Here is a 14,378-nt window from a genome sequence, read left to right as displayed (position 1 = left end):
TCAGCCACCCATTGAGCGGGTAGAGGAGCCGGTTGCGCTACGCTGCATAGACGTTTGTTTGGCAACAGACTCACCAAAGCCGCCACGGGTGATGGTGCTGGTGGTGGCTGGTTTTGGTGCCATCGCGGTTTTCGGAACGGTCGTGGTACGGCCTGGCGTAGCTGCACCGTAGTTTTTACCGCTGGCATCGGTGTATTTGCCGTAGGCCGGGCTGTTCGGGTTTTTCGAGCTGAACAGCGGCTGCTGCTGATAGCCCGCACCGCCGCCCATCATACGGCCCATCATGTAACCGGCCATCAGCGGCATCCAGAAGCTGCCGCTGGACTGCGCCTGCGCCTGGTTTTCAGGTGCCATGCCCGCCTGGGCCGGAGCCTGCTGGCACTGGCCTTCGCCAAACTCGGCGATACAGTCTTCGCGTGACGCGTATTTCGGTGCCGTGCGTTCCGCTTCCTTCAGCGCAGAATTATACGCGGTGGTACATTCTGCGGCTTTACCGGTGGCGGCAGAGCAGTCGTCCGCATTCTGGTACATGGATACCGTTTCGTCGCTTTGTTCGCAGCCCGCCAGCATAAAAGCAGCGGTGATCGCGAAGGCGACGGGAGTGAGGTGACGTGCGTTCCAGCTTTTGCGGAACGACGCGTGATTAATCGTTTTTGTCCGTTTCATTTTTGTCTTCCAGGACCCAGTGGTAGAACGAAGGAAATAAGGCTCAGGATAGAGGATGAGTGGTCGAAAATGAAGCTAAGAGGGGCGTAAAGCGGGAGATCTTTACGTTGGCTTACGTTTAGAGGTGATTTCTATGATCCCTCTCCCATCGGGAGAGGGAATTCGCAAGGCTTAATTGCGGAACGGATTTTTACCGTTATTGCTGGCTGGCGCAGGAGCGCGCGCAGCCGCTGGCTGTACAGCCGGAGCGGTGCCGCCGTCAGCGTTGAAGTTATCAACCGCGGCGTCCTGCTGTGGGTTTTCCGGAGCAACGTTTTCAGGCGACGTTGAAACCGGTTTGCCCAGCGTGCTGTTCAGCATTTGCAGATCCTGCTCGTTCAGCGTACCCAGCGCCTGCTTGATGTTCAGCTGGTTGATCAGGTACTGGTAACGAGCGCTGGAAAGCTGCTGTTTTGCGTTGTACAGCGTGGTGGTCGCATCCAGCACGTCAACAATGGTACGCGTACCCACGGAGTAACCCGCTTCCATCGCATCCAGAGAGCTTTGCGCAGAGACAACCGCTTGTTTATAGGCGTTGATGCTGCTGATAGACGCGTTGACGTTATTGAAGGAGGAACGCACGGTCTGCACGACGTTGCGGTGCGCGCTTTCCAGCTGCTCGCTCGCGCCAACAAAGTTGTACTGCGCCTGTTTCACCTGGGAGTTCACCTGGCCGCCCTGATACAGCGGCAGAGAGAAGCTCAGGCCAACTTTGTTCTGACCCTGATTGCTGTCGTCATACTGGGCAGAGTTAGTTTTAGAACCGCTGTAGCTGGTGTCAGACACGCCGGTAGATGCGCTCAGGCTCAGGGTTGGCAGATGGCCATCCTGCGCCTGACGGATTTGCTCACGGGCCAGATCCTGGCTCAGACGCGCCTGCAACAGGGCCAGGTTGCGGTTTTCTGCTTCTTTCAGCAGCGCGTTAACCGCCTGCGGCTTGTCGGTTTTAAAGCTGTCGACGTTGAGCGACGCCAGCTCAGGATAGTAGTTGCCGGTGACCTGACGCAGGGATTCCAGTGCGTTATCCAGGTTGTTACGCGCGGTCACTTCGTTCGCCAGCACGCTGTCGTACTGTGAACGGGCGTTCTGCACGTCAGTGATCGCCACCAGGCCCACGTTGAAGCGCTGGGTGGTTTGATCCAACTGGCGGTAAATTGCCTGTTTCTGCGCTTCGGTGTAGGAGAGCGAGTCGATCGCGCTCAGCACGTTGAAGTAGGCGGTCGCGGTGTTCAGGATCAGCGTCTGCTGATCGGTCTGATAGGTCACATCCTGGATGCCCGCGCTCTTTTCTTGCAGCGTCAGGGCGCGCCATTTGGACATATCAAACAGCGTCTGGGTTAATTGCAGCGATGCGCTGGTGGCGTTGGAATTCACGCCGTTAGAGTCGCGGAAACCATTGCTGTAGGTGTAATCTGCACCTAAACCTAACTGCGGCAGCAGTGGGCTACGTGCTTCGTTAATCTTCTCAAACGCAGCATCACGGTCGGCCGCTGACTTACGGAGATCAGGGTTACCCAGACGTGCCTGCTGATAGACCTGTAACAGGTTTTCTGCCTGGCTTATTGCGCTGAAGCCCGTCAGGCTCAGGCCGATAAGGATGGGGAGCAATTTCTTCATTTGCATTCCTTGTTGTGAAGCAGTATTAGCGCTGATCTAATTAAAAAAATATTTGTCGATTCTAACAGAATCTTCCACACCAAAAGGTTGGCGTTACGTGCCATCCGGCTGTAATTTGCACCAATCTATCATATAGCCTTACTCACAGCCTTGAAATTCATGATTTCATCACAATTTGCAAGCAGGACATGACTCATGCAAAAACCAGGTAAGTTGCCAGTGACATTCGCCAAAAACGATGTAGAAATTATTGCACGAGAAACGCTCTATAGCGGTTTTTTTTCAATGGATCTTTACCGTTTCCGGCACCGCCTCTTCAACGGCGAAATGAGTGGTGAAATCCGTCGTGAAATTTTTGAGCGCGGTCACGCCGCAGTCTTGCTACCCTTTGACCCAGTGCGTGATGAAGTTGTGCTGGTCGAGCAAATCCGTATTGCCGCGTATGACACCAGCGAAAGCCCGTGGCTGCTGGAAATGGTGGCCGGGATGATCGAAGAAGGCGAATCGGTAGAAGACGTGGCGCGACGCGAAGCGCAGGAAGAGGCGGGTCTGGTTGTGGGCCGCACGAAACCGGTGCTGAGCTATCTGGCAAGCCCGGGTGGGACCAGCGAGCGCTTGTCTATTATGGTGGGTGAAGTGGACGCCACGACCGCGGAAGGTATTCACGGTCTGGCTGATGAAAACGAAGATATTCGTGTTCATGTGGTGAGCCGGGAGCAGGCTTACCAATGGGTAGAAGAGGGGAAAATCGACAACGCGGCGTCTGTCATCGCCCTGCAATGGCTACAGCTGCATTATGAGAGATTACGAAACGAGTGGAAAAAATGAAGCGTTATACACCTGACTTCCCAGAAATGATGCGCCTGTGCGAGACCAATTTCGCACAATTGCGCCGCCTGCTGCCGCGAAACGACGCACCCGGCGAAACGGTAAGCTATCAGGTGAGCAACGCGCAGTATCGATTAACGATTACAGAATCAACGCGCTACACTACGTTGGTGGAAATCGAGCAAACCGCGCCCAGCATTAGCTACTGGAGCCTGCCGTCAATGACGGTGCGCCTGTATCACGACGCGATGGTGGCTGAAGTGTGTTCAAGTCAGCAGATCTTTCGCTTCAAAGCGCGGTATGATTACCCGAATAAAAAGTTGCATCAACGCGACGAAAAGCATCAAATTAACCAGTTTTTAGCTGACTGGCTAAGATATTGTTTAGCACATGGAGCAATGGCGATTCCGGTTTGTTAGCGTCATAAACCTACCTAAGGACACCATTTGGAAAGCCTGTTGAACCTGACTGTTGCTGGTGGGGCGCCAGTCAGGATATTACAAATCACCGACACCCACCTCTTTGCCGAAAAGCATGAAACCCTGCTTGGCGTGAATACCTGGGAGAGCTATCAGGCTGTTCTGAGCGCGATTCATGCGGAAAACCGTCCGTGCGATTTGATTGTCGCGACGGGCGATCTGGCGCAGGATCAATCCGCCGCGGCGTATCAGCACTTCGCTGAGGGCATCGCGAGCTTCAGCGCACCCTGCGTCTGGCTGCCGGGTAATCATGACTTCCAGCCTGCGATGTTCGGCGCGCTCCATGACGCGGGCATCTCTCCGGCAAAGACCGTTTTCACGGGTGACCAGTGGCAAATCCTGCTGCTCGATAGCCAGGTATTTGGCGTGCCGCACGGTGAGCTGAGCGAGTTCCAGCTCGACTGGCTGGAAACCCGGCTCGCGGCCGAGCCAGAGCGCCATACGCTGCTTCTGCTCCATCATCATCCTCTGCCTGCGGGCTGTAGCTGGCTCGATCAGCACAGTCTGCGCAACTCTGCGGCGCTCGACAGCGTGCTGGTGAAATTCCCGCGCGTGAAAAATCTGCTTTGCGGACACATTCATCAGGAACAGGATCTCGACTGGAATGGCCGCCGTCTGCTGGCGACGCCTTCCACCTGCGTTCAGTTTAAGCCGCACTGCGCCAACTTCACCCTGGACACCATCGCACCGGGCTGGCGCTGGCTGGAACTTCACGCCGACGGCTCGCTGACCACCGAAGTGTGCCGCCTGTCGGGGACGCAATTTCGTCCTGACACCGCTTCAGAAGGCTATTGATGTCTACGCTTCTTTATTTACATGGGTTCAACAGCTCCCCGCGCTCGGCAAAGGCAACGCAGTTTCGTGCGTGGTTGGGCGAGCATCATCCGCACATTGAGATGATTATCCCGCAGCTGCCGCCTTACCCGGCGGACGCGGCGGAGATGCTGGAATCCATCGTTCTCGAACACGGCGGAGAATCCTTCGGCGTGGTCGGCTCCTCGTTGGGGGGGTATTACGCCACCTGGCTCTCGCAATGCTTCATGCTGCCAGCGGTTGTGGTCAACCCGGCGGTGCGGCCGTTTAAGCTGTTACGGGACTTTCTTGGGCAAAACGAGAACCCCTACACCGGACAGCAATATGTGCTAGAGTCACGCCATATTTACGATCTCAAAGTTATGCAGGTCGACCCGCTTGAAGCGCCGGATCTTATCTGGCTATTGCAACAAACGGGAGATGAAGTGCTGGATTACCGCCAGGCAGTGGCGTATTACGCATCCTGCCGCCAGACTATAGAAGAGGGCGGAAACCATGCTTTCACGGGCTTTGAGGATCATTTCACCCAGATTGTCGATTTTCTTGGACTGCACAGCCTCTGACAATCGCTGCGAATTGCTAGTTTAAATCATGACGCAAACCTATAACGCTGATGCCATTGAGGTACTCACCGGGCTTGAGCCGGTTCGCCGCCGTCCTGGGATGTACACCGATACCACGCGCCCAAACCACCTGGGCCAGGAAGTTATTGATAACAGTGTGGACGAAGCGCTGGCAGGCCATGCCAAACGCGTCGACGTTATCCTGCACGCCGATCAGTCGCTGGAAGTCATCGACGACGGGCGCGGGATGCCGGTGGATATTCACCCGGAAGAGGGTGTCCCGGCCGTTGAGCTGATCCTCTGTCGTCTGCACGCGGGCGGTAAATTCTCCAACAAAAACTACCAGTTCTCCGGCGGCCTGCACGGCGTGGGGATCTCCGTGGTTAACGCCCTGTCTAAGCGCGTGGAAGTGAACGTTCGCCGCGACGGGCAAATCTACAATATCGCCTTTGAAAACGGCGAAAAAGTGCAGGATTTGAAGGTCGTGGGTACCTGCGCTAAGCGCAACACCGGTACCAGCGTCCACTTCTGGCCTGACGAAAGTTTCTTCGACAGCCCGCGCTTTTCCGTTTCGCGCCTGACCCACCTGCTGAAAGCCAAAGCGGTGCTCTGTCCGGGCGTTGAAATTACCTTTAAAGACCACGTTAACAATACCGAACAGACCTGGTGCTACGCCGACGGCCTGAACGACTACCTGTGCGAAGCGGTCAACGGCCTGCCAACGCTGCCGGAAAAACCGTTTGTCGGTAATTTTAGCGGCGACACCGAAGCGGTGGACTGGGCGCTGCTCTGGCTGCCGGAAGGCGGCGAGCTGCTGACCGAAAGCTACGTCAACCTGATCCCCACCATGCTCGGCGGTACGCACGTTAACGGCCTGCGCCAGGGCCTGCTGGACGCGATGCGCGAGTTCTGCGAATACCGCAACATTCTGCCGCGCGGCGTGAAGCTGTCGGCGGAAGATATCTGGGATCGCTGCGCCTACGTGCTCTCCGTGAAGATGCAGGATCCGCAGTTCGCCGGGCAGACCAAAGAACGTCTGTCCTCACGCCAGTGCGCGGCGTTTGTCTCCGGGGTGGTGAAAGATGCCTTTACCCTGTGGCTGAACCAGAACGTGCAGGCGGCAGAAATGCTGGCCGAAATGGCGATCTCCAGCGCCCAGCGTCGTCTGCGTGCGGCGAAAAAAGTGGTGCGTAAAAAGCTGACCAGCGGCCCCGCGCTGCCGGGCAAGCTGGCGGACTGCACCGCGCAGGATCTTAACCGTACCGAGCTGTTCCTGGTGGAAGGTGACTCAGCGGGCGGATCGGCCAAACAGGCGCGCGATCGCGAGTATCAGGCGATCATGCCGCTCAAAGGTAAGATCCTGAACACCTGGGAAGTGTCGTCAGATGAAGTGCTGGCCTCGCAGGAAGTTCACGATATCTCCGTGGCGATCGGCATCGATCCTGACAGCGACGATCTGAGCCAGCTGCGCTACGGCAAGATCTGTATCCTCGCGGATGCGGACTCCGACGGTCTGCACATCGCCACGCTGCTGTGCGCGCTGTTCGTGAAGCACTTCCGCACGCTGGTGAAAAACGGTCACGTCCACGTTGCGCTGCCGCCGCTGTACCGTATCGATCTCGGCAAAGAGGTCTATTACGCGCTGACGGAAGAAGAGAAAGCGGGCGTGCTGGAACAGCTCAAGCGTAAGAAGGGCAAGCCAAACGTGCAGCGCTTTAAAGGGCTGGGCGAGATGAACCCGATGCAGCTGCGTGAAACGACGCTGGATCCGAACACGCGCCGCCTGGTGCAGCTGACGATTAGCGACGAAGATGAACAGCAAACCAACGCCATGATGGATATGCTGCTTGCCAAGAAACGTTCGGAAGACCGACGTAACTGGTTGCAGGAGAAAGGCGATATGGCGGATATTGAGGCCTGATAGCCCCTCACCCTGACCCTCTCCCACAGGGAGAGGGGAAAAATCGTAGGCCCGGTAAGCGCTAGCGCCACCGGGCTTTTTTACGTCAAAACTCCATCTTCACCGTAAACTGCACTTCGCGCGGATCGCCAATCTGGTTGCCCAGGTTGTTGGTCGCGACAGACGAGGTGTAATAGGTCTTATCAAACAGGTTCTTAACGTTCAGCTGAAGCGTCACCGGATACTGCAATTTCATTTTGTACGCCGCAAACGCGTCCGCCACGAAATAGCCCGGCAGGTAATAATCCGCGCCGTTGGTGGCCGAGCGGCGGCTCACGCCATGCCCGCCGCCGCCAAGCGTCAGGGTATTCCCGGCAAACGCATTCTGAATATCGTAGGTCAGGAACAGCGATCCGGTATGGCGCGGCACGTTCGGCAGCGGTTTGCCCGCGTAGTCCGGATCTTCCAGCACCTTCGCATCCGTATAGCCGTAGCTGGCGATAATGTTGGTGTTCTCGGTCAACGACCCGGCTAAATCCACCTCCACGCCCTGCGAACGCACGCGGCCCGCGGTTTTGGCGATGGTTTCATCCCCCACGCTTTCGGTATAAAGCACGTTGCGCTTGTGAATATCAAACAGCGCGATATTGGCGGTAACGCCGTCGAACAGGTCAAACTTCGCGCCCACTTCATAAGCATTTGACGTTTCCGGCGGCAGATCGCCGATGTAGCTCGCAATGGACGACTGCGGCATAAACGTCTGGGAGTAGTTGGCGAACAGCGACACGTTCGGCGTCAGCTTGTAGACCAGGCCAAGCTTCGGCGTCCACTGGTCGTCGCGGCTGTCGGTGTTGACGTTAAACGGACGGCCCTTGCCCGCGTACTGGGTGTAGTACTGGTAGCGCAGCCCGGCCACGGCGATCCATTTATCGGTCAGATACAGCGCGTCCTGCGCGTAGGCGGAGTAGCTCTCCTGCTTGATGGTCTGATCGCTGTCGGCGGCCGACACGGTGGTGCATTTCCCGAGATTGCCGTAGCTCGGGTTGTAGATATTGAAATCTTTGACGTTCTTACAGCGGATCATGTCGGTGCGCAGCAGATCGTAATTCTCGTACGACACGCCGGTGAGGATCTCGTTGTAGAAGCCCGCGATATCCACATTGCCCTGCAAATCGGCGCGGGTGGCGTGCATCCGCTGGGTCGATCCCTGGGTGGCATCGACACGGCGGGTCAGGTTGCCGGTTTTCGCATCGTAGGCCATCACGCGCGCCTGATTATCGCTGTATTTATCCTGGCTAAAGCTGTAATCGAACTTCGCCGTCCACTGGCTGTTCAGCCGGTATTCCGCGTTCAGCTGGGCCAGATCCGACTGCCCGTCGGTGACGTTAAACGGCTCATCGAAGCGGGTTTCCCGATCGACCTTTACCGGCTGCTTAGTGTTGAGATCGAAGATCGTCCCGCGATCGAACGGCGTTTTGTAGTCGCGATGGGAATAGAGCACGGTGACGGTCGCGTCATCGCCAAACCAGGTCAGGGACGGCGCGATAAAGGTGCTGCGCTCGGTGCCGAAATTGCGCCAGTAATCCTCGTCCTGATACTCCCCCGTCAGACGGTACGCCAGACGCGTCCCCTCAATCGGCCCGGTCACATCCAGCTGCCCGGTGCCGCCGCCAAAGCTCGACGAGGTGGCTGAGATCGCGCCGCCGAAGCGGGTTTCCGGGCGTTTAGTCACCACGTTGATCAGCCCGCCGGGATCGAGAATGCCGTACAGCGCCGAGGCCGGGCCTTTCAGCACCTCTACCCGTTCGGTGGCGGCGTTAAAGCTGCGCGGCAGCACGGTGCGCAGGCCGTTGGTCATGATCGAGCCGTCACGGTTCGCGCCAAACCCGCGGCGCACGAAGGCGTCCTGCGTGCCGCCGAGCGTGTTGGTTTGCACCACGTTGCTGACGTTATACAGCGCTTCATCAAGCGTGGTGGCGTGCTGATCCTCCAGCACGTTATCGCTCACGGTATTTACCACCTGCGGAATATCCAGCATCGGCATGTTGGTCAGCGTGGCGGTAGAGGTGTTGAGCGGCTGATAGCCGTTCGTGGCCTCGGTCGCGGCATCAGGATCGGCGGTTACGGTGAGCGTTTCGCCGTCCTGCGTCGCCGCCTGTACCAGAGGAGCTATAAACAGCAGCGAAAAGAGCGCGCGCCCTTTAATCCCGGAGAGAGAAGGTGTGAACGTAGCCATTACATCTGTTTTCCCGAAATACTCTGCGAAGCGCTGTTCGCAGAAAAATGTGTGAGTCATTGCCCTTACTGCGCTGTTCGTTAGCCTGTTCAGGCATCGAACTTGTAATTGAGAATCATTCAATCATGCGGATATGTAGTAGTAAATGGAAAAACGAAAAAATCGGCTACAGCGGGTTTGCGTGATGACGGGTACGTTTAGTTAATAGTTAACTTTATGAATTTAAAGGAATAAAAATAAGGTTGACTATGTTAGTGGCGTAGCTAATTCCCTGGCATAAGCAGGGTGTTTATCCGCTTGACTACTACAGGGCGCAGCGGCAAACTTTCAAAAGAGAATGATTTTTATTTTTATTTGTTCGTTATTTTATTAAGTTGGCGTTCACGTGGCTCATAACACGACAAAGCCGGGGCTGGTTTTGCAAAACCTCTCTGCTGGCTACCAGAAAAAAATCATCGTTGATGATATCTCCCTTGCGATCCCGCAGCAGAAAATGACCGTCCTGGTCGGGGCGAACGGCTGCGGAAAATCCACGCTTCTTAATACCATCGCGCGTCTGCTTCAGCCGCTGGGCGGCTGCGCGCTGCTCGACGGCAAGGCGATCCACGACCAGCCCACCAAAACCGTTGCCCGCCGCCTCGGTATTCTGCCGCAGTCCCCGCTGTTGCCTGAAGGACTAACCGTGTTTGAGCTGGTGTCGCGCGGGCGCTTTCCCTGGCAGAACCTGATGCGCCAGTGGACGGAGGAGGACGAACGCGCGGTGGAAGAGGCGCTGCGCCTGACGGGCACCGCCGAATTTGCCCATCTGCCCGTCGAAAGTCTTTCCGGCGGCCAGCGTCAGCGCTGCTGGATAGCGATGGCCCTGGCGCAGCAAACGCCCTATATCCTGCTGGATGAACCCACGACGTACCTCGATCTGCGCTATCAGGTGGAGATCCTCGAACTGCTGCACGCGCTGACCCGCGATCACGGGCGCACCGTGGTGGTGGTGCTCCACGATCTGAATTTCGCCGTGAACTACGGCGATTCGCTGGTCTTTTTACGTCAGGGCAAAGTAGAGGGCGTGCTGCACGAAGGCGACGCCTGCACGCCGGAGCTGATCAAAGCGGTGTTCGACGTCGACGTGCATATGTCGATTAACCCCTTGACCGGCAAGCCCTTCTTTATGCCGTTTCGCCAGACGGCGGCGACATCATGATCCGCACCTCTCTGGCGGTTGTGCTCTTTACGCTGCTGCTGTTAGCCGGGGCGATCGCGCACCTGGGCACCGGCGCACGCGTCATCGCACCGCAAACGGTGGTGCAGGCCTTCGTCCATTTCGATCCGCGCAGCTTTGACCATAACGTCATTATTAACCTGCGCCTGCTGCGTCTGGGCGCGGCGCTGATCGTCGGCGCGGCGCTTGGGGTGGCGGGGGTGCTGCTGCAATCGGTGATCCGCAATCCGTTAGGCGAGCCGCATATTCTCGGGCTGAACGCGGGCGCGGCGCTGGCGGTGGTGCTGACCAGCGCGTTCGGGGTGGCGCTGCCGTTTGGTCGCCCGCTGATTGCCGCCGCCGGTGCCGCCGCGCTGTTTCTGCTGGTGCTGGCCTTCTCCTCCGCCGGGCGCGCCGGGCTAACGCCCATGAAAGTGACCCTGTGCGGCGTGGCGCTGTCGGCCTTTGCTTCCTCCATTACCGCGGCGGTGCTGATCCTGGATGAGCAGACGCTGCTCGCCCTGCGCACCTGGCTGGCGGGCGATTTAGCCGGGCTAAACGGCGAGACTATCCGCTCCGCCTCGTGGGTGGCAGGCATCGGTTTTACACTGGCGCTCTGGCTTTCGCCGTCGCTTAACATGCTGGCGCTGGGCGACAGAATGGCGCAGGGGCTGGGCGTGTCGCTGCTGAAAACCCGCCTGTTCGCGCTGCTCTCCGTTGCGCTGCTGTGTGGCGCGGCGGTGGCGATTGCCGGGCCGATCGGCTTTATCGGCCTGGTGGTGCCCCAGCTGATCCGCCGTCTGGTGTCGGCGGATATTCGGGTGATGGTGCCGCTCTCCGCGCTCTGCGGCGCGCTGGTTCTGCTGCTCGCGGATATCGCCGCCCGCACGCTCTTTACCCCTTACGAGCTGGCCACCGGGGTGATGACCGCCCTGGTCGGTGCGCCGGTGTTCATCCTGATGGCATCGAGGCTGTTCAAATGAGCCGGGCGGGGTTTCACGCGCTGCGCCTGGGCGGCTTCTCACGGCTTGTCCGCCCCCGCACGCTGGCGAGCCTGTTGCTGTTTTCACTTGTAGCGCTGGTGCTGCTGGGCGTCGGCCTGACGCACGGCTCGCTGCCCATTCCCGCTTCCGCCATCGGGCGCGCGCTGTTTCATCCGGACGCTTTGCCTGCGGATACCCGCTACATCGTGCTGGATATTCGTCTGCCGCGCCTGCTGATGGCGCTGCTGTGCGGCGCGATGCTCGGCATAGCCGGGGCGGCGATGCAGTCCATCACCCGCAACGGGCTTGCCGACCCGGGGCTCATCGGCGTGAAAGAGGGCTGTAGCGCGGCGGTGCTGCTGCTGATTTTCCAGTTTCCGGCGGTGAGCCTGTTCTGGCGTCCTGTAATCGGCATGGCGGGCGGGCTGCTGACGGCGCTGCTGGTGGTGGTGCTGGCGCGGGATATCTCGCGCCCGCGATTTATTCTGATCGGCATCGGTGTCTCCTGGGCGTTTGCGGCGGCAATGGGCGTTTTTATGACCACCGCGGACGTGCGCGACGTGCAGACCGCGATGCTGTGGCTGGCGGGCAGCCTGCATGCGGCAAACTGGACGCTGGTGGCTATCGCCGCGGGCTGGGCGATCCCCGCCTTTGCGCTGCTGCTGTTTACCGCCCGGGCGGCGGACGTGGCGCTGCTCGGCAACCCGGCGGCGACGGGGTTAGGCGTATCGACCTCCCGGCTGGCGCTGCTGCGCGTGCTCGCGCCCGTGCTGCTGACCGCCGCCTGCGTCTCCTGCGTGGGCAGCATTGGCTTTGTCGGACTGATTGCCCCGCACATGGCGCGCGCCCTGCTGCGCGGCGGGCAGACCGCGTTGCTGACCGGCAGCGCGGTGCTCGGCGCGCTGCTGGTGCTGGTAGCGGATAACGTCGGGCGTCTGGCGTTTCTGCCGTTGCAGCTGCCCGCAGGCATTGTCATCTCCCTGATCGGCGGGCCGTTTTTCCTGCTGCTGCTGTGGCAGCGCCGGGACAGATTTTAACGAGGAATAATCATGCGCTTACTGTTTTCAATGCTGCTGCTGGTGGGCTTTTCGCTGCACGCCGCCGAGCCGACCCGGACCTTTACCGACGATCTGGGGCGCAAGGTGGCCGTGCCGCTTCATCCGCAGCGGATAGTCTCGCTGCACGATCTGGATATCACCATTCCGCTGATTGAGCTTGGCGTGCCGCCGGTCGCGAGCCACGGGCGCACGCGTCCGGACGGCAGCCACTTTATCCGCTCCGGCAGCCTGCTAACGGGCGTCGATTTTGATCATTCCACGATTAAATTTATCGGCACGGCGGATATTGATATCGAAGCCATCGCAGCCGCTAAACCGGATCTGATCATTACCGAGCCGACCCGCAACACGCCCGTTGAGCAGCTGGAAAAAATTGCCCCGACGGTGAGCATCGATCACCTGGACGGCGGCGCGCCGGAGATTTACCGCAAGCTGGCGCAGCTGACGGGCACGCAGGCGCGGCTGGCGATTCTGGAGCGTCGGTATCAGGCGCAGATCGCGGCGCTGAAGGCGACCATCGACACCCGCAACATCAGCGTGTCGGTGATCCAGGCCAACCAGGGGAAAATCACCGCCATGCACAGCTATCACTCTCTCGGACGGGTGCTGCGCGATGCCGGTTTTCGCTTCCCGCCGCTGATTGAAAGCATCCCGGAGGGCGGGCGCATTGACGTCAGCGCCGAGCGCCTGCCGGAGCTGGACGCCGATTTCGTGTTCGCCACCTGGCGCGGCGACACGGGCGGTACGCCGCAGGACGAGCTAAAGGCGATGGAGGCGGTAATGCCGGGCTGGTGCCAGTTCCTCAACGCCTGTCGTCGCGGGCATTACGTGCTGATCTCCCGTGAAGAGGCCATTTCGAACTCGTTTGCCTCCTTAGGGCTGATGGCGGCGCAGGTGCAGTCGCAGATCGCCGGGCGTCCGCTGCCGGAGGGATCGCAATGATCCGCAAGGACAAAGCGCGGGTTGACGTTTACGGCGAGCGGTTTCGCTCGCGCGCCCACCAGCTCACGCCGCGTATGTTGCAGGTGGCGCGCTATATCAATGAAAACCGGGAAGCGGTGATGGAGCAGACGGCAATGGAAATTGCCGGGCAGCTTAAAACCTCGGACGCCACCGTGGTGCGAACGATCCAGGCGCTCGGCTTTGCCGGGCTGCGCGACCTGAAGCAGACGCTGGAGCAGTGGTTTGGCCCGGTGGTGACCTCCAGCGAGAAGATCTCCACCACGGTGAATACGCTCACCAGCGACGTCAACGCGAGCATCGACTTCGTGCTCGAAGGGCATCAGCACACCTGCGAAGTGTTGTCCGAGCCGGGCAACCGCTACGCGATGGCGCAGGCGGTATCACTGCTGGCTCAGGCGCGGCAGGTGGCGATTTTTGGCATTGGCGCATCGGGCATTCTCGCGGACTACACCGCCCGGCTGTTCAGTCGTATGGGCCTACCCGCCACGCCGCTTAACCGCACCGGGATAGGGCTTGCCGAGCAGCTGATTGCGCTTCAGCGCGGCGACGTGCTGGTGATGATGGCGCAGAAATCGGCGCACCGGGAAGGGCAAACCACGCTGCGCGAGGCAAAGCGTCTGGGCATTCCCACCATTTTGCTGACCAACGCGACGGACTCGCGCTTTAGCAAAGAGGCGAGCGTGGTGATCCACGTTCCGCGCGGCGGCGAGAAGGGCAAAATCCCCCTGCACGGGACGGTGCTGCTGTGTCTGGAGATGATTATTTTGTCGGTGGCCTCCACCGAGCCGCAGCGCACCATTAAGTCGATGAAGCGGATTAACGAGCTTCACCGCGGGTTAAAGCCGGGGAAGAAGAGCGGGTGATTTCCAGGCACTGTTTACTCCCTCTCCCTTTGGGAGAGGGCAGGGGTGAGGGGAAACATACGGCTATCGTGGTCATTCCGTTCACCTTACGTTCCTTGCTTCTCTGTCGCCACAATACTCGTGAACGTGTCAGGGCGGTTCACCGCCACCGCCCTGACAACCCGGGCTCCCGGCA

The 14,378-nt window shown here is 59.2% G+C and carries 13 protein-coding genes; 10 read left to right on the top strand and 3 right to left on the bottom strand.

Annotated elements, in window-relative coordinates; genetic code table 11:
* Together ACSVHP_RS17105 and tolC are read right to left on the bottom strand one after the other, a co-directional pair.
* Window positions 1-666: a DUF1190 family protein gene (locus ACSVHP_RS17105; protein ID WP_234674324.1), complete on the bottom strand. Its 666-nt coding sequence runs from the start codon at window positions 664-666 to the stop codon at window positions 1-3.
* Window positions 667-837: 171 nt separating this feature from the next.
* Complete coding sequence (gene tolC, locus ACSVHP_RS17100; protein WP_234674325.1) at window positions 838-2,322, bottom strand: outer membrane channel protein TolC; 1,485 nt, start codon at window positions 2,320-2,322, stop codon at window positions 838-840.
* A 195-nt stretch (window positions 2,323-2,517) separates the two neighbouring features.
* Between tolC and nudF the strand changes: the two genes are divergently transcribed.
* Genes nudF through parE form a run of 5 tightly spaced genes read left to right on the top strand, consistent with a single transcriptional unit; the run spans window position 2,518 to window position 6,926 of the window.
* Window positions 2,518-3,150, top strand: coding sequence for an ADP-ribose diphosphatase (nudF, locus tag ACSVHP_RS17095; protein ID WP_447552528.1), 633 nt, complete (start codon window positions 2,518-2,520; stop codon window positions 3,148-3,150).
* The gene (locus ACSVHP_RS17090; protein WP_003862516.1) at window positions 3,147-3,569 is read left to right on the top strand and encodes a DUF1249 family protein; all 423 of its coding nucleotides are present in this window, start codon (window positions 3,147-3,149) and stop codon (window positions 3,567-3,569) included. The genes nudF and ACSVHP_RS17090 overlap by 4 nt, the downstream gene beginning before the upstream one ends.
* 27 nt (window positions 3,570-3,596) lie before the next feature.
* On the top strand, window positions 3,597-4,424 hold the full coding sequence (gene cpdA, locus ACSVHP_RS17085; RefSeq protein ID WP_234674327.1) for a 3',5'-cyclic-AMP phosphodiesterase: 828 nt from the start codon (window positions 3,597-3,599) through the stop codon (window positions 4,422-4,424).
* Window positions 4,424-5,005, top strand: coding sequence for an esterase YqiA (gene yqiA / locus ACSVHP_RS17080; RefSeq protein WP_447552526.1), 582 nt, complete (start codon window positions 4,424-4,426; stop codon window positions 5,003-5,005). The genes cpdA and yqiA overlap by 1 nt, the downstream gene beginning before the upstream one ends.
* Window positions 5,006-5,033: 28 nt before the next feature.
* Window positions 5,034-6,926, top strand: a complete 1,893-nt coding sequence (parE, locus tag ACSVHP_RS17075; RefSeq protein ID WP_234674329.1) for a DNA topoisomerase IV subunit B — start codon at window positions 5,034-5,036, stop codon at window positions 6,924-6,926.
* A gap of 85 nt (window positions 6,927-7,011) precedes the next feature.
* Here the strand turns inward: parE and ACSVHP_RS17070 are convergent, their stop codons facing one another.
* Window positions 7,012-9,141, bottom strand: a complete 2,130-nt coding sequence (locus ACSVHP_RS17070) for a TonB-dependent siderophore receptor (RefSeq protein ID WP_447552525.1) — start codon at window positions 9,139-9,141, stop codon at window positions 7,012-7,014.
* A gap of 385 nt (window positions 9,142-9,526) precedes the next feature.
* On the opposite strand from ACSVHP_RS17070, the gene ACSVHP_RS17065 reads away from it, so the two are divergent.
* Genes ACSVHP_RS17065 through ACSVHP_RS17045 form a run of 5 tightly spaced genes read left to right on the top strand, consistent with a single transcriptional unit; the run spans window position 9,527 to window position 14,203 of the window.
* The gene (locus ACSVHP_RS17065) at window positions 9,527-10,339 is read left to right on the top strand and encodes an ABC transporter ATP-binding protein (protein ID WP_447552524.1); all 813 of its coding nucleotides are present in this window, start codon (window positions 9,527-9,529) and stop codon (window positions 10,337-10,339) included.
* The gene (locus ACSVHP_RS17060; protein WP_447552523.1) at window positions 10,336-11,319 is read left to right on the top strand and encodes a FecCD family ABC transporter permease; all 984 of its coding nucleotides are present in this window, start codon (window positions 10,336-10,338) and stop codon (window positions 11,317-11,319) included. The genes ACSVHP_RS17065 and ACSVHP_RS17060 overlap by 4 nt, the downstream gene beginning before the upstream one ends.
* On the top strand, window positions 11,316-12,356 hold the full coding sequence (locus tag ACSVHP_RS17055) for a FecCD family ABC transporter permease (protein WP_447552522.1): 1,041 nt from the start codon (window positions 11,316-11,318) through the stop codon (window positions 12,354-12,356). Before ACSVHP_RS17060 ends, ACSVHP_RS17055 begins: the two co-directional genes overlap by 4 nt.
* Before the next feature lie 12 nt (window positions 12,357-12,368).
* The gene (locus ACSVHP_RS17050; RefSeq protein WP_447552521.1) at window positions 12,369-13,319 is read left to right on the top strand and encodes an iron-siderophore ABC transporter substrate-binding protein; all 951 of its coding nucleotides are present in this window, start codon (window positions 12,369-12,371) and stop codon (window positions 13,317-13,319) included.
* Window positions 13,316-14,203: a MurR/RpiR family transcriptional regulator gene (locus ACSVHP_RS17045; RefSeq protein WP_417315641.1), complete on the top strand. Its 888-nt coding sequence runs from the start codon at window positions 13,316-13,318 to the stop codon at window positions 14,201-14,203. Before ACSVHP_RS17050 ends, ACSVHP_RS17045 begins: the two co-directional genes overlap by 4 nt.
* Window positions 14,204-14,378 lie beyond the last annotated feature (175 nt).

The sequence above is a fragment of the Enterobacter sp. 186315 genome, from assembly GCF_053290175.1.
This window is presented reverse-complemented; position numbering and strand designations above follow the sequence as displayed.